We start from the raw sequence: 13,188 nt of genomic DNA, 5'->3' as shown, positions 1-13,188 counted from the left end.
GACCCGAACGGTGACGGCGCTAGCACTCGTCGCAGTCCTGGTCTTCCTGGTCGCGAACGCCGTGTTCGTCGCCGCCGAGTTCTCCCTCACCAGCCTCGACCGTCCCCGCGTGCAGCGGCTCGCCGACGGCGGGAGCGAGCGCGACAAGCGGGTCCTCGCCGCGCTCCGGACGCTGTCGTTCCAGCTCTCCGGGTCGCAGCTGGGCATCACGGTGTCGTCACTGATCCTCGGTTACCTGGCCGAGCCCGCGATCGGCACGCTCATCGACCCCGCGCTGGAGGCCGCCGGTGTGCCCGAGAGCATCGCGGGCAGCGCGTCCTACGTGGTCGCGTTGATCCTGGCGACCGCGGTGCAGACGGTGTTCGGCGAACTCGTGCCGAAGAACGCCGCGGTCTCCGAGCCGCTGCGCACCGCGCACCTGGTCGCGCCGATCCAGCGGGCGTTCAGCTCGGCCTGCAAACCGCTGATCCTGGTGCTGAACGGCTCGGCCAACTGGGTGATCCGCCGCCTGGGCATCGAACCGCAGGACGAGCTGGGCGCCGGTCGTTCCCGGGCCGAGCTGAGCGGCCTCATCCGCACGTCGGCCGAGCAGGGCGCGCTGGCGCAGGGCACGGCCCGGCTGGTCCGCCGTTCGCTGGCGTTCGACGACCGCACCGTGGCCGACGTGCTCACGCCACGCACCCGGGTGAAGGCCCTGTCCGCGCACAGCACGGTCGCCGACCTGGCCCGCGAATCACGCAAGACCGGCTTCTCCCGGTTCCCGGTCTTCGAGCACCAGCTCGACAACCTGCTCGGCGTCGTCCACGTGAAGGCGGTTTTCCGTTTTCCGGACGAGGAACGGGCGCACACGTCGATCCGGGAGGTGATCGAGCCGTTCGGCGTGCTGCCGGAGACGCTCGAGCTGGACGAGGCGCTCGGCCAGCTGCGGCGCGAGCCGCTGCAGGCGGCCGCGGTGATCGACGAGTACGGCGGCCTGGCCGGCGTGGTGACGCTCGAGGACCTGATCGAGGAGCTCGTCGGTGAGGTGCGCGACGAACACGACCGGCCGCCGGAGCCCGACATCGTGAAGCTCGGCGCCGACCACTGGCGGGTCTCCGGGCTGCTCCGCGACGACGCGGCGGCCGCGCGGATCTGCTTCAACGTCCCCTCCGGACCCTACGAGACGCTGGCCGGGCTGTTCCTCGACCGCGCGGGCAAGGTGCCCGCCGTCGGCGACACGGTGACGGTGGAGGACGCGATCGACCCGGCCGAGTGGGAACTGATCGTCGACGAGATGGACGCCCACCGGATCGCCGCGATCCGCCTGCGCCGGACCGAGACCGAACCCCGAGAGGACGACTGACGTGGACGTTGCTCTCGTCTTCCTGACGTTCGCCCTGCTGCTGGGCAACGCGTTCTTCGTCGGGGCCGAGTTCGCGCTCGTGACCACCCGTCGCGACCAGCTCGAACCACGGGCCGCGCGCGGCTCCCGTGCGGCGAAGACCGCGCTCTACGGCGTGGAACACCTCTCGTTGATGCTGGCCGGTGCGCAGCTGGGCATCTCGCTGTGTTCGCTCGGGCTCGGCGCGGCCGGCGAACCGGCGATCGCGCACCTGATCGAGGCGCCGCTGGAGCTCGCGCACGTGCCCGAGGGCATGCTGCACCCGATCGCGTTCGTGCTCGCGCTGTCGATCGTGTCGTACCTGCACCTGGTGCTGGGCGAGCTGGTGCCGAAGAACATCTCGCTGGCCGGCCCGGTGCGTGCGGCCCTGCTGCTCGGGCCGCCGATGGTGACCTGGTGCCGGATCACCCGCCCGATCGTCGTCAGCCTGAACGCGACCGCGAACGGTGTCCTCCGGTTGTTCGGGATCACGCCCCGCGACGAGCTGGACACCGTCTACAACACCGAGGACCTGACCGAGCTGGTCGCCGAGTCGCGCGCCGAGGGATACCTGGACGCCGACGCCGAGGCGCGGTTGACCCGGGCGCTCTCCATCGAGGCCCGCACCGCGGGTGACGTGGCGCTGGCGGACGACCGGGTACGCGTGGTCCCGGACGGCGCGACGGTCCGTGACGTCGAACAGCTGGTGGCCTCGTCGGGCTACTCGCGCTTCCCGCTGGAGGGGTTCGCCGGCTACATCCACGCCAAGGACCTGCTGGAGGCCCGGCCGGACGAGCTCGACGCGCCGCTCCCCGACCGCCTGATCCGAACGATGCCCGAGGTCGACGCCGACGCGCCCCTCGCCGACGCGGTGGAGGCGCTGCGACGCGACGGAGCGCACCTCGGCCTGGTGGTCGGAGTGGGGGTCGTCGCGCTGGAGGATCTGCTCGAGGAACTGGTGGGCCAGCTGAACGAAACGCCGCCGATCGCCGATGCTGGTTTGACGCAAGCATCCAGTGGCGACTGATAGGCCAGGCGTTCAACAGCCACTAATCAGGAGGCCCCCATGACCACCGCCTCGGTGAGCGGAGCTAGTAACACCGCACGCCGCGCCGCCCGCAACGACTGGATCACCAGGATCGGTCGTGTCGGGCTGGTCGCGTACGGGGTGGTGAACCTGCTGATCGCGTTCCTGGCGATCCAGGTCGCGACCGGCGACAGCGGCGAGGAGGCCAACAAGAACGGCGCTCTCTCGCAGGTCGCGGAGAAGCCGTTCGGTCAGGCGGTGCTGTGGATCGTCACGGTCGGCCTGGTCGCGCTGACGATCTGGCAGATCGCCGAGGCGGTCTGGGGCCACGCGAACGCCGGTGACAAGCGGCTCAAGAAGCGCCTCACCAGCGCGCTCGAAGCCGCGATCTTCGGCTTCCTGGCCTTCACCGCGGCGAAGTTCGCGATGGGCAACCCGCAGCACGGCAGCAAGACCCAGTCGTTCACCGGCAAGCTGCTCGAAGCCCCGTTCGGGCGCGGGCTGGTCATCATCGTCGGGCTGGCGATCGTCGTCGGCTCCGCGTTCGTGGTGTGGCACGGCTGGAAGAAGAAGTTCCGCGAGGACCTGGACCTCTCGCACGCCGACGCCCGGGCCCGCAAGGCCGCCGAGCGCACCGGCCAGATCGGGTACATGGCCGTGGGCGTCGCCTACGCGGTGGTCGGTGGCCTGGTGATGGCCGCGGCGATCAGCTTCGACAAGGAGAAGGCGTCCGGTCTGGACGGTGCGATGAAGACGATCGCCGACCAGCCGTTCGGCGGCATCCTGCTCTGGCTCGTCGCGCTCGGGTTCGTCTGCTACGGCGTCTACTGCTTCTTCGACGCGCGGTACCGCAAGTCCTAACCCGTGGCGGGTGACGCATAGACCACCACGTTGGCCTCGTACGACTGGGTCTTCCGGTCGTACGGGCTGGTGCAGGTGACGAGAACGAGGCGTTCCGGAACTCCCTGGGCGAACACGTCGCCGGGGAGTTTCGCCTTTTGGTAGACCCGCCGGGCGGCCACGCGGTACGCGCGCCGCCCGGCGGTGCTGTCCACCCAGATCAGGTCGCCGACCGAGAGCTTCCCGATGTCGTAGAGGGCTCCGCGGCCCAGGTCGCGGTCGTCGACGTGACCGGCGAGGATCACCGACCCGAACGTCGAGCCCGGGCCGGCACCGGCCGACCACCAGCCGACGCGGCGCGGATCGTCGGGCAGCGTGAGGCCGCCGACCGTGTTGACGATCTCCGAGTCCACGACCGCGTCGACGTCGAGCACCGGGATCTTCAGGCGGCGGGGCCGGGCGACCGCGGGGTCGGGCGGCACCGTGAGCGTCTCCCGGGGAGCCGCCGTGGTCTTGCTCGCCGCCGGAGATCGCGGCGCGGCCTGCGCCGACTGACCCGGCACGACGCCCACCTCGCTCGGCAGATCCGGCGGCGGGGGCGGCAGCAGCGCGTAGATCGCCGCCGCGGCGAGGCAGACGACGCCGGTCGCCAGACCGGCATACGCCGGCCAGCGGCTGGATCGGTCGGGGGCGGGAAGGGAGAACTTCCGACGGGCCGGTAACAGGAACCGCCGGGGCTCGCTCATGCCTAGGGCTGTCCACTCTGGCGAAGGATGCTCCGACGGCGCCACGACCAGGCGGATCCGAGCAGGAAGGCGACGCCGACCGCAGCGAGCGTACCGGCGATGACCGGGCGGTTCCCCGCCGAGATGCCCCGTCCGGCGTCGACCTGTCCCGGCGCGGCACCCACCGCGGGCGCGGTGTCGTCGAGCGCTTCCGCGTGCTTGGCCACCACCGGTGACGTCTGCCGGGCCAGCGTCTTCACTTCCTCGTTCTGGCCGCCGGTGAGTTCGGCCTCCACCTGGCGACGCAGCGACGCCTGGGCCTGCCGCTGCGTGGACACCCAGAGGCCGTCGAACGCGGGGCCGGTGGTCCGCTCGTAGCGGTTGAGCATCGCCTGCTGCGTGGCGTCGGGGCGGGCTGGCAGGTCGACGCCGAGCTTCTTCGCCACCGGGCGCAGCTGGTTGTCGAGCCGGGAGTGGTCGGTGAGCCACTGGTTGGCCAGCTCGCGCGTCTCCGCGTCACCCTTGCGCAGGCCGATGCGTGCCGCGGCCACGGCGGCGAGGTGGGCCTGGTGCGCGCCGCGGAGGAAGGACTGGTCCTGCGCGTTGACCCCGGCGACCGGGGCGGCGAGCGCGCTACCGGGTAACACGAGCACGATCAACACCGCGGAGAGCAACGTCGCTAAGCCGATCCTTCGCTGCATGGCACCGTCCTTCCGGCCCGCCGTTGCTCACCGAGAAGGTACCCGATACCTCCCAGTGACCATACCGCTGCGTTGGGTTCAACACGCTGTGAGTTACCCGCACTCTCCGGTCCATACGCGTCTGTCTGGTCCCCGGCGCCTACGATCACTCGCGTGGCCGTGACCGAAACGCCGTCCCCGCCGAGCGCCGAGAAGCGGGCTCGGCCTTCCCTGCGTCACCGGCTGGGCAGCGGCCTGCCGACCGACCAGGCGGCCTCGTGGCTGTGGACCGGGGGAGTCGCGCTCCTCGCGCTGATCCTGCGGCTGGTCGGGCTGGACAAGCCGGGCGAGAAGATCTTCGACGAGGTCTACTACGCCAAGGAGGCCCACGACCTGCTGCTGTTCGGCGTCGAGCGGGACAAGGAAGGCACCGGCGCCGGTTACGTCGTCCACCCGCCGCTGGGCAAGTGGCTGATCGCCGGGGGCGAGCAGCTCTTCGGCTACAACGCGCTCGGCTGGCGGATCTCGGCCGCGTTCGTCGGGGCGCTCTCGGTGCTCCTGCTGGCACGTATCGCGCGTCGGATGTTCGGCTCGACGCTGCTCGGCTGCGTCGCCGGCCTGCTGCTCGCGCTCGACGGCCTGCACTTCGTGATGAGCCGGGTCGCGCTGCTCGACATCTACCTGATGTTCTTCCTGCTGCTGGCGTTCGGTTTCGCGCTGCGCGACCGGGACTCCACCCGGTCGTGGCTGTTGCGCCGGGCCGAGGCCGGGCACGACCTGTCCGGCGGTTCCGGGTTCCGGGTCCCGTGGTGGCGGCTCGCGACGGCGGTGGCCGCCGGGTGCGCGCTCGGCGTCAAGTGGAGCGCGACCTGGTACATCGTCGCGCTGGTCGCGATCACGCTCTGGTGGTGCGTGCAGGCGCGGCAGAGCGCCGGTGTGCTGCGCCCGGTGCGCGACACGCTCGTGCGCGAGGCCGGCTGGGTCGTCGTGTTCGGCGTCGTCGTGCTCGCGGTGTACCTCTCGACGTGGACCGGCTGGTTCCTGTCCGACAACGGCTGGAACCGCAACGGCGACCCGTGGCCCGGCCCGTCGTGGCTCCCGGCGTCGATCGGGAACCTGTGGGAGTACCACGTCCACGCGTACGAGTTCCACACCGGCCTGCACGCCAAGCACGACTACCAGTCGACGCCGTGGAGCTGGCTGCTCCTCGGCCGGCCGGTGGCCTACTACTACTCCAGCGACCCCGGCTGCGGCAGCGACAACTGCTCAGCCGAGGTGCTGGCCCTGGGTACCCCGCTGCTCTGGTGGTCGTTCATCCCGGCGCTGGTGATGACCGGCTGGCGGTGGCTGGCCGGGCGCGACTGGCGCGCCGGCGCGATCCTCCTGATGAGCCTCGGCGCCGGCATCGTGCCGTGGACGTTCTACCCCACCCGCACGATGTTCTACTTCTACACGCTGCCTGCGCTGCCGTTCCTCATCCTGGCCGTGACGCTCGCGCTGGGGATGGTGCTCGGCCCTGGACGCTCCGCCGCGCCCGGATTGGTGGCGAACATCGACGACCGCGACCGGCGGTTGATCGGCGCGGTGGCCGTGGGCACCTACCTGGTGGTGATCGCGGCGACGTTCGCGTACTTCTACCCGATCTACACCGGCGAGCAGATGACGTACGACTCCTGGCATTCGCGGATGTGGTTCGACTCCTGGATCTGAACCCCGCGGGTGACCCTCCAGCGCCCGCAGGCGCAGCGTTGGTAGTGGACACGGCCTTCGCTGGTGGGGTGGCTCGAGATCGTCTTCCAGAAGTGCTTCATGGCTCAAGCGTGCTGTAATGGTCTTGTGCACATCAACCCTTACGGCGAAGATCCGGTGCGGCTGGCGATCTCGTTGGCGGCCGACTTCCCGGCGAGCGCGGCCGAACTGGTGGCGCGCTGCCGCGCGGCCGGCGTCGAAATCCCTCCCGGCGACGTCGACCTGGCGGACGTGCGTGCGTTCCTGACCGACTGGCTCGGTGTCGTGGACGCACCCGACGACGAGACCCGGGCCGCGCGGCTGAACGTGCTGCTCGCGGAGGCGTCGGCGTATCCGCGGCTGACCAACCACGCGTCGGACGGGTGGCACGTGCACTACCGGGCCGCCGACCTGCCGCTGGCCGGGGTGCTGCGTGCGTTGATCGGTGTCGGCACGGCACTGCACCTGACCGGGCGGGGAATGCACCGCCTGGGGCGGTGCGCGGTGGTCGACTGCGCACGCCCGTTCGCCGACGTGAGCCGCACCGGCCGCCAGCGCTACTGCTCACCGGCCTGCGCGAACCGGGACGCGGTACGCCGCCACCGCGACCGCGTCGCGAGCTAGGCCCTGTCCTGCGAGCACGGACTCGCAGGACAGGGCCTAACTCGGGAGCCAGTGGGGGTCCCGGCCCAGCGCTCGGAGGAGCTGGTCGAGAGCCGGGGTGCCCGGCACCTGGGGAAGGCCCGGCGCGAACGGGCGGCCCGGTTCGGTGCGGCGCTCGTCGTCGGGGAGTGACAGCACGATCGGGAGCAGGGCGTCGACCAGGTCATTCTCCGGGGTGAACGGCTGCCCCACCGCGGCCGCCACGTCCCACCCGTGCACCAGGTAGTCCACCGCGTGGGCGGTGATCGCGAACCCGGCCGGCGTGGGCTGCGCCCCGAAGTCCGGGATCGCGAGCGGCTGGTGCGGATCCTCGATCGTCGCGAACGCCGCGACGAGATCGTCGGCCGCTTTCCGGTACTGCGCCGCCGGGTCGTCGTCGAGGGCGGGCAGTTCCCAGTCGCTGCCGCCGTGCGCGGCCGCGGCGAACCCGCGGTGCTGGGCGATCAGGTGCCGGAGCAGGTCGGCCACGGTCCAGCCGGTGCACGGCGTCGGACGCCCGAGGTCGTCCGGCGTGACGGTGTCGACGACGTGTGCGCTGAGGGTGACCGCGCGGGCGTCGAGGTCGCGGAGGTCTGACAATTCAATAAGCATGTGCTTACGATGTGCAGGTGCTTATGATTTGTCAAGCGGTATCTTCACCGCATGGAGGCACGGCCGGACCTGGCGGCGATGATGGGGCCGATCGGCCGGACGCTCGTCGCGATGGAGCTGCCGATCCTGCGCGCGCACGGCGTCTCGATGTGGGGGTACGCCGTGCTCTCGAACCTCGACGACCAGCCGGTGCACACCCAGACGGCACTGGCCGAGGCGATCGGCGCGGACAAGACGCGGCTGATCGCCGTGCTGGACGACCTGCAGTCGGCCGGGTTGATCGAACGCCGCCCGGCGCCCGGTGACCGGCGGGCCCGTGTCCTGTCGATCACCCCGGAGGGGCGCCGGCTACGGGACGCCGTTCAGTCGGAGATCCGCGACGAGGAGGAGCGGATCCTCGACGTGTTGCCGCCCGATCAGCGGGCGGTGTTCGTCGACGCGTTGCGCACGCTCAGCGCGGCTGCGAAGCGCCCTTAGCGGCGTTGACCATGTCTTCGGGAAGCAGCAGGAACAGGCGCGGCGCGATCTTCTCCATCGCCCCGCCGCACCCCACCACCAGGCCGGTGGCGAAGTCGACCAGCGGCATCGCGTCGGACTCGTCGAACTCGCTCAGGTCCATCACAACCGGGGTGCCGCAGCGGAACCAGTCGCCGACGTAGAAAACCTCGTTGTAGTTCTGCGGACGCAGCGTCTTGACCACCGCATCAGTCTCCTCTGGACGCTGCCGGAGTCAATCCGCCGCGCCTGCGCGCCGCGGTGATCTCGTCGCCGTGCGCGACCGCCCACTGGGCCACCGCGCCGATCGGCCCGAGAAACGAGACGCCGAGCGGCGTCAACCGGTACTCGACGGTCGGCGGCACGGTCGGGAAGACCTCGCGCGCGACCAGGCCGTCGGTCTCCAGCACACGCAGAGTGCGGGTGAGCATGCGCCGGCTGATGCCCTCGATCGCGCGGTGCAGCTCGTTGTAGTGGTACGGGCGCTGCCCCAGCAGGGTGAGCACCAGCAGCGTCCACTTGTCGCTCAACCGCCGCAGCACGTCGGTGACCGGGCACGCCTCGTACTCCGCGGCGGGGACCGGGGTGGAGAGGGGCATGCGTCCAGGATCCCTTGCGCGTCCACGGTTAGGTGTGCGCATGCGCCGCGTCGTTATCGGAACCCTGGTCGTCGTCGGTGCCGTGCTGATGACCGCCGCCCTCCAAGGCGCGGCGGCCGTGCTGATCGGCCCGGCGTGGGTCGTCAATCCCGGGCACTACGCGGCGCTCAACCGGGTGTTCGAGCACCCGGTGCTGCTCGCGGCCGGCGGTGTCGTCGCGCTGCTGGTCGCGTTGGCGGTGGCGTCGCGGCAGCGGTTCCTCCAGTTCGGAGCGGTGGGCATCGCGGTGCTGCTGACCGGTTTCGCGGTCGTGCTGGGCACGCCGGTGCGCTCCGGGCCCGGGCTGCCGACCGGCGGCCGTCGGATCGCCGAGTACGGCTCTCCGGACGGGCGCTTCACGGCCGAGGTGACCCGCTGGAACAAGCTCCAGGGCCCGGCGCACCTGATCGTCGTGCGGTCCCGCGAAGGACTGCGGAGCCGCGAGTACCTGGTGGGGTGCCAGGACGGCAACGGTGGCGGGTGGTTGAAGCTCCTGGAGTGGATCGATACGTCGACGATCCGGCTCCACCGCTCCGACGGGGAGAAGTTCGACGTCCGCCTGGACGCGACGACCGCCGAACCCGACCGGGTGCTTTACCACGGCGACGTCGACGCCTGCTACCAACTGTGAAAACAATGCAACGTTCCGGCGTGCTGACGGTGTAGTACCAGTGTGAGCCGGTCTGGATTCCCCGCGGGCAACGCCGAGTTCGAGGCGTTCGTCCGTGCTTCCGGCGCGGACCTGTTGCGGTTCGGGCACGTCCTGACGCTGGAGCGGCACGCCGCCGAGGACCTCGCGCAGGAGACCCTGATCCGCGTCGGCCTGGCCTGGCCGCGGATCCGGCGCGACGGCAACCCGCTGGGCTACGCGCACCGCACGATGGTCAACGTCTTTCTCAACCGGCGTCGGCGTGCCGTGGACCTGCCCGTCGAACGCCTCCCCGACGCCGGGCGCGAGGACCCGTCGCTGGCGGCGGTCGACTCCGCGGCGGCGACCAGGCAGGTGCTCGCCGGGCTGCCGCCGAAACAACGCGCGGCGATCGCGCTCCGGTACTTCGCGGACCTGCCCGACGAGGAGATCGGCCGGCTGCTCGGGTGCACACCGCAGACCGTGCGCTCACAGGTGTCCCGTGGTCTGGCCGCGCTGCGCCGACGGCTGGCGGCAGAGAGGTGAAGCCCGTGCCCGACGATCCGGAGTCGCTGCTCGCGGCGGACTGGGAGCTGCCGTTGACCGAGGAGTTCGTCGCGGGGGTGCGGCGCGGTGTGCGGCGTCGGCGGCTGGTGCGCCGGGCCGCGGCCGCGGGAAGCGCCGCGGTGGTCGCTCTCGTCGCGGCGCTCGTGCTGACCGGCAGCGACACCACCACGGCGGTCGTGCCACCGGCGACGGCTCCGGTGGGCTCCCCGCTCGGCGGCTTCGAGGTCGGCTACGTCCCGAGCGGCGTCCGGGCGGAGACGCGTGACGGGTCGTTCAGCTGTGCGGTCACGGCCGGGATGCGCGAGTGCCGTCAGCCCGGGCCCGGCGTGCCGGCCGCGACCCTGCTCCAGCGCCGGTACGACCGGGACTCCGGCGCCGCCTGGATGTGGATCACCGTGCTGCGACCGCTGCCGGTGCCCGGCGGCGACTCGGCGACGATGGCTCGGCAACTGGTCGATTGGCTGACGATCGGCACCAGCTCGGTCTCGACGTTCGACGCGCCGGCCGGTCGGGCCCGGCTGGTCGCTGCCCGCGGCTCCGAGGTGACCGTGTACTCGATCGTGCTCACGACCGCGGACGGGATCGTCGTCTCGATCACCGGCAACGGGGCGCTCCCGGCCGCCGAACTGACGGCCGTCGCCCGCGGGATCAGGCGCTGAGCAGGAAGGCCGCGATCGGAATTCAGCCTTCCAGGTGCTCGATCAGACGGCGGAGGACATGGCTGCGCCAGCCACCGTCCATGATCGTGCGTGCGAGCTGCTGGTGTGCGTCGTCCGGGTCGAAACCGCGGTGCTCGACGAAGAGCCGGGTGCCGGTGCCGTCGGGGCGCAGGGTCCAGGTCACGACCGAGTCGAGTCCGCCCGGGTCGTTCGCGTCGGCCCAGGAGTAGCTCAGCCGCTCTCCGGGCTGCAGCTCGAGCACCTCGCACGCGATGACCCCGCTGAATTTCGTCGCCTCGATCGGGGCCGCACGCAGCTGGAAGCGGTGGCCGACGACCGGCTTGAAGTCGTTGGGCATGAACCAGTCGTTCAGCGCGTCGGGATCGGTGAGCGCGTGCCAGACCGTGGCGGGCGGGTGGGGCAGGAACTCGTCGACGTGGATGGTGTCGTTCATGGGTTGTGCTCCTCCAGGTAGGTGCGCAGGCCGGTGAGCTTCGACCGCCAGAACCGCTCGTACGGCGCCAGCCAGCTCTGCAGCTCACGCAGCGGATCCGGGGTCACCGCGTAGTACCGGTGGCGGCCCTGCCGGGTCTCGGTGACCAGCTCGGCGTCGAGCAGGACCTTGAGGTGCTCGGACACGCTGGGCCGGGCCATGTCGAAGTGCTCGGCGATCTCCTGGACCGGGCGCGGGCCGTCGAGGAGCAGGTCGAGCACGTCCCGGCGGGTGGGGTTCGCCAGCGCGGCGAACACCCGGTCCGCCGGCGACATCTTCACGCGGTGCGGCATGCCCCGACTTTAGGTAGGAAAAAACCTACCTGTCAACGGTCCTGGTATCGCCAGTAGCAGGACGTCGACGCCGTCGGGGGCGAAGATGTGCTCATGGACGACCTCGGCTCCGCGCTCCGGGCCTGGCGGGACCGGCTCGACCCCGCCGCGGCCGGGCTTCCGCACGGCGGGCCGCGCCGCACTCCCGGGCTACGACGCGAGGAGCTGGCGGTGCTGGCCGGCATCTCGATCGAGTACGTGGTCCGGCTCGAGCAGGGCCGGGCCGTGGCGCCGTCGGCCCAGGTCTGCCTGGCGCTGGCCCGCGCACTCCAACTCTCCGACGAGGAGCAGTCCCACCTGATGCGTCTCGCGGGCCACGCCGCGGACCCGAGCCGGGTGCCGCGTCTGATCCCCGGGAGCGTGCGTCGGATCATCGAGCAACTCTCCGGCCACCCGCTGGCGGTCTACGACGCCACCTGGCGGCTACTGCACTGGAATCCGCTGTTCGGGGCGGTGTTCGGTGATCCCACGGCGGACGCGGCCGGCGGCCGGAGCGTGCTGCTCCGCCAGTTCGAGCAGAACCTGTCCCGGGTGCGGTTCACCGCCGAGGAGCGGCACGCGTTCGAGGAGTCCATGGTGGCGGACCTGCGCGCCACCACCAGCCGGTACCCCGACGATCCCGACCTCGCCGCGCTGATCACGCGGCTGCAGCGCGTTCCCCGCTTCCGCGAGATGTGGGCGCGACGATCGGTGGCCGAACACCAGAGCTCGCACAAGATCGTCGATCACCCCGTGGTCGGGGCCGTCGACCTGGACTCCGACCTCCTCACCACCCAGGGGTCGAACCTGCGTGTCGTGGTGTACACGCCCCGGCCGGGTTCGGACGCCCGCAGCAAACTGGACTTCCTCGCCACGGTCGGCGCCGACTTCGCCGAGCGGTGAGGCGTCAGGAGAAGTGCGGGCGGAGGTCGGCGGCCAGCATCCGGTCGAGGACCCGGTCGGGCAGGACCCGGGACAGCCGGCTCATCAGGGCGGCGTCGCGGCCGATCGTGTAGCGGGTGCGCGGCCGGCGTTCGGTGGCGGCTTTGGCGACGATCTTCGCGGCGTCCTCGGCCGACTTGCCGGCTTTGGTGAACGCGGCCGAGTGGGACACGATGGCCCGCACCAGGGGACCGTAGCGTTCGTGCTGCTCGGGGGTCATGTCCGCGGCCAACCGGTTCGCGACGGCCGTGCCACGGTTGTTCATCTCCGTCCGGACGCCGCCGGGCTCGACGACCACGACCTGGACTCCGTGCGGTGCCAGCTCCCGGCGCAGTGCGTCGCTCACCGCCTCCAGGGCGAACTTCGTTCCGGCGTAGGCGCCGTACGTGGGCAGCGCGAGCTTGCCGCCGATCGAGCTGATGTTGACGACCCGGCCGTGGCTGCGCAGGAGGGCGGGCAGCAGCGCCTGGGTGACGGCGATGTGCCCGAACAGGTTGACCTCGAACTGGTGGCGCCATTCGTCCAGCGGCAGTGCTTCGACCGGAGCGTTCACCGCGATGCCGGCGTTGTTGATCAGTGCCTTGACCGAGGCGTTCCCGACTCGGACGGCGAGCGCGTCGACCTGCGCCGGATCGGTGATGTCGACGATCACCGGCTCGACGTTCCGGCCTTCGACGTTCTGCGCGTCCTGTTCGCGCCGGACCCCGGCGAGCACGCGGTAGCCGCGGCCGGCCAGTTCGCGCACGGTGGCGGCGCCGATTCCAGTAGATGCTCCGGTTACGACCACAATTTCAGATGACGTTGTCACCTGAACGACGGTAGGTGGTTTGGGTTGACGTTG

General features: G+C 71.1%; 18 protein-coding genes. 10 read left to right on the top strand and 8 right to left on the bottom strand.

Annotated elements, in window-relative coordinates:
- The first annotated feature begins 10 nt into the window (after positions 1–10).
- From ABD437_RS31325 to ABD437_RS31315, 3 genes are read left to right on the top strand one after another with little or no spacing between them, the layout of a single operon-like run.
- The gene (locus ABD437_RS31325; RefSeq protein WP_344652554.1) at positions 11–1,342 is read left to right on the top strand and encodes a hemolysin family protein; all 1,332 of its coding nucleotides are present in this window, start codon (positions 11–13) and stop codon (positions 1,340–1,342) included.
- Position 1,343: 1 nt separating this feature from the next.
- On the top strand, positions 1,344–2,387 hold the full coding sequence (locus ABD437_RS31320; protein ID WP_344652553.1) for a hemolysin family protein: 1,044 nt from the start codon (positions 1,344–1,346) through the stop codon (positions 2,385–2,387).
- 39 nt (positions 2,388–2,426) lie between these two features.
- Entirely contained in the window at positions 2,427–3,248 is an 822-nt protein-coding gene (locus tag ABD437_RS31315) for a DUF1206 domain-containing protein (RefSeq protein WP_344652552.1), read from the top strand.
- On the opposite strand, the gene ABD437_RS31310 is transcribed toward ABD437_RS31315, so the two are convergent.
- Together ABD437_RS31310 and ABD437_RS31305 are read right to left on the bottom strand one after the other, a co-directional pair.
- Positions 3,245–3,973 carry a class F sortase gene (locus ABD437_RS31310; protein ID WP_344652551.1) on the bottom strand — a complete coding sequence of 243 codons (729 nt, stop codon included), beginning with the start codon at positions 3,971–3,973 and terminating at the stop codon, positions 3,245–3,247. The genes ABD437_RS31315 and ABD437_RS31310 overlap by 4 nt on opposite strands.
- 2 nt (positions 3,974–3,975) lie before the next feature.
- A complete protein-coding gene (locus ABD437_RS31305; RefSeq protein ID WP_344652550.1) occupies positions 3,976–4,653 on the bottom strand; it encodes a DUF4142 domain-containing protein in 678 nt (225 codons plus the stop codon).
- Positions 4,654–4,797: 144 nt separating this feature from the next.
- On the opposite strand from ABD437_RS31305, the gene ABD437_RS31300 reads away from it, so the two are divergent.
- Both ABD437_RS31300 and ABD437_RS31295 read left to right on the top strand, forming a co-directional pair.
- Entirely contained in the window at positions 4,798–6,342 is a 1,545-nt protein-coding gene (locus ABD437_RS31300; protein ID WP_425558289.1) for a dolichyl-phosphate-mannose--protein mannosyltransferase, read from the top strand.
- Positions 6,343–6,468: 126 nt separating this feature from the next.
- Positions 6,469–6,984 (top strand): CGNR zinc finger domain-containing protein, encoded by a 516-nt coding sequence (locus tag ABD437_RS31295; protein WP_344652548.1) that lies wholly within the window; start codon positions 6,469–6,471, stop codon positions 6,982–6,984.
- A gap of 36 nt (positions 6,985–7,020) precedes the next feature.
- Here the strand turns inward: ABD437_RS31295 and ABD437_RS31290 are convergent, their stop codons facing one another.
- On the bottom strand, positions 7,021–7,614 hold the full coding sequence (locus tag ABD437_RS31290; RefSeq protein ID WP_344652547.1) for a TIGR03086 family metal-binding protein: 594 nt from the start codon (positions 7,612–7,614) through the stop codon (positions 7,021–7,023).
- Between the two features lie 51 nt (positions 7,615–7,665).
- Here ABD437_RS31290 and ABD437_RS31285 point away from each other — a divergent pair, with 51 nt between their 5' ends.
- A complete protein-coding gene (locus ABD437_RS31285) occupies positions 7,666–8,091 on the top strand; it encodes a MarR family winged helix-turn-helix transcriptional regulator (RefSeq protein WP_344652546.1) in 426 nt (141 codons plus the stop codon).
- Here the strand turns inward: ABD437_RS31285 and sepF are convergent.
- On the bottom strand, positions 8,066–8,314 hold the full coding sequence (sepF, locus tag ABD437_RS31280) for a cell division protein SepF (protein ID WP_344652545.1): 249 nt from the start codon (positions 8,312–8,314) through the stop codon (positions 8,066–8,068). The two genes, ABD437_RS31285 and sepF, sit on opposite strands and share 26 nt — an antisense overlap.
- Positions 8,315–8,318: 4 nt before the next feature.
- Positions 8,319–8,708 (bottom strand): winged helix-turn-helix transcriptional regulator, encoded by a 390-nt coding sequence (locus tag ABD437_RS31275; protein ID WP_344652544.1) that lies wholly within the window; start codon positions 8,706–8,708, stop codon positions 8,319–8,321.
- A 40-nt stretch (positions 8,709–8,748) separates the two neighbouring features.
- Between ABD437_RS31275 and ABD437_RS31270 the strand changes: the two genes are divergently transcribed.
- Genes ABD437_RS31270 through ABD437_RS31260 form a run of 3 tightly spaced genes read left to right on the top strand, consistent with a single transcriptional unit; the run spans position 8,749 to position 10,601 of the window.
- Entirely contained in the window at positions 8,749–9,378 is a 630-nt protein-coding gene (locus ABD437_RS31270; protein WP_344652543.1) for a hypothetical protein, read from the top strand.
- A 42-nt stretch (positions 9,379–9,420) separates the two neighbouring features.
- A complete protein-coding gene (locus ABD437_RS31265; RefSeq protein ID WP_344652542.1) occupies positions 9,421–9,921 on the top strand; it encodes a SigE family RNA polymerase sigma factor in 501 nt (166 codons plus the stop codon).
- A gap of 5 nt (positions 9,922–9,926) precedes the next feature.
- Positions 9,927–10,601: a hypothetical protein gene (locus ABD437_RS31260; protein WP_344652541.1), complete on the top strand. Its 675-nt coding sequence runs from the start codon at positions 9,927–9,929 to the stop codon at positions 10,599–10,601.
- Positions 10,602–10,623: 22 nt separating this feature from the next.
- Here the strand turns inward: ABD437_RS31260 and ABD437_RS31255 are convergent, their stop codons facing one another.
- Both ABD437_RS31255 and ABD437_RS31250 read right to left on the bottom strand, forming a co-directional pair.
- On the bottom strand, positions 10,624–11,055 hold the full coding sequence (locus ABD437_RS31255; protein ID WP_344652540.1) for an SRPBCC family protein: 432 nt from the start codon (positions 11,053–11,055) through the stop codon (positions 10,624–10,626).
- Positions 11,052–11,387 carry an ArsR/SmtB family transcription factor gene (locus ABD437_RS31250; RefSeq protein ID WP_344652539.1) on the bottom strand — a complete coding sequence of 112 codons (336 nt, stop codon included), beginning with the start codon at positions 11,385–11,387 and terminating at the stop codon, positions 11,052–11,054. The genes ABD437_RS31255 and ABD437_RS31250 overlap by 4 nt, the downstream gene beginning before the upstream one ends.
- 93 nt (positions 11,388–11,480) lie before the next feature.
- Here ABD437_RS31250 and ABD437_RS31245 point away from each other — a divergent pair, with 93 nt between their 5' ends.
- Positions 11,481–12,308, top strand: a complete 828-nt coding sequence (locus tag ABD437_RS31245) for an MmyB family transcriptional regulator (protein WP_344652538.1) — start codon at positions 11,481–11,483, stop codon at positions 12,306–12,308.
- Positions 12,309–12,312: 4 nt separating this feature from the next.
- Here the strand turns inward: ABD437_RS31245 and ABD437_RS31240 are convergent, their stop codons facing one another.
- The gene (locus ABD437_RS31240; protein ID WP_344652537.1) at positions 12,313–13,155 is read right to left on the bottom strand and encodes an SDR family oxidoreductase; all 843 of its coding nucleotides are present in this window, start codon (positions 13,153–13,155) and stop codon (positions 12,313–12,315) included.
- Between the last annotated feature and the right edge of the window lie 33 nt (positions 13,156–13,188).

This window comes from Cryptosporangium japonicum, assembly GCF_039524755.1.
GTDB lineage: Bacteria > Actinomycetota > Actinomycetes > Mycobacteriales > Cryptosporangiaceae > Cryptosporangium > Cryptosporangium japonicum.
This window is presented reverse-complemented; position numbering and strand designations above follow the sequence as displayed.

What these genes read in the sequence shown, in the direction of transcription:
- ABD437_RS31315 (WP_344652552.1), top strand. Translation starts at nt 2,427, where the DNA reads ATGACCACCGCCTCGGTGAGCGGAGCTAGTAACACCGCACGCCGCGCC.
- ABD437_RS31310 (WP_344652551.1), bottom strand. Translation starts at nt 3,973, where the DNA reads ATGAGCGAGCCCCGGCGGTTCCTGTTACCGGCCCGTCGGAAGTTCTCC.
- ABD437_RS31305 (WP_344652550.1), bottom strand. Translation starts at nt 4,653, where the DNA reads ATGCAGCGAAGGATCGGCTTAGCGACGTTGCTCTCCGCGGTGTTGATC.
- ABD437_RS31290 (WP_344652547.1), bottom strand. Translation starts at nt 7,614, where the DNA reads ATGCTTATTGAATTGTCAGACCTCCGCGACCTCGACGCCCGCGCGGTC.
- ABD437_RS31285 (WP_344652546.1), top strand. Translation starts at nt 7,666, where the DNA reads ATGGAGGCACGGCCGGACCTGGCGGCGATGATGGGGCCGATCGGCCGG.
- ABD437_RS31275 (WP_344652544.1), bottom strand. Translation starts at nt 8,708, where the DNA reads ATGCCCCTCTCCACCCCGGTCCCCGCCGCGGAGTACGAGGCGTGCCCG.
- ABD437_RS31270 (WP_344652543.1), top strand. Translation starts at nt 8,749, where the DNA reads ATGCGCCGCGTCGTTATCGGAACCCTGGTCGTCGTCGGTGCCGTGCTG.
- ABD437_RS31255 (WP_344652540.1), bottom strand. Translation starts at nt 11,055, where the DNA reads ATGAACGACACCATCCACGTCGACGAGTTCCTGCCCCACCCGCCCGCC.
- ABD437_RS31250 (WP_344652539.1), bottom strand. Translation starts at nt 11,387, where the DNA reads ATGCCGCACCGCGTGAAGATGTCGCCGGCGGACCGGGTGTTCGCCGCG.
- ABD437_RS31245 (WP_344652538.1), top strand. Translation starts at nt 11,481, where the DNA reads ATGGACGACCTCGGCTCCGCGCTCCGGGCCTGGCGGGACCGGCTCGAC.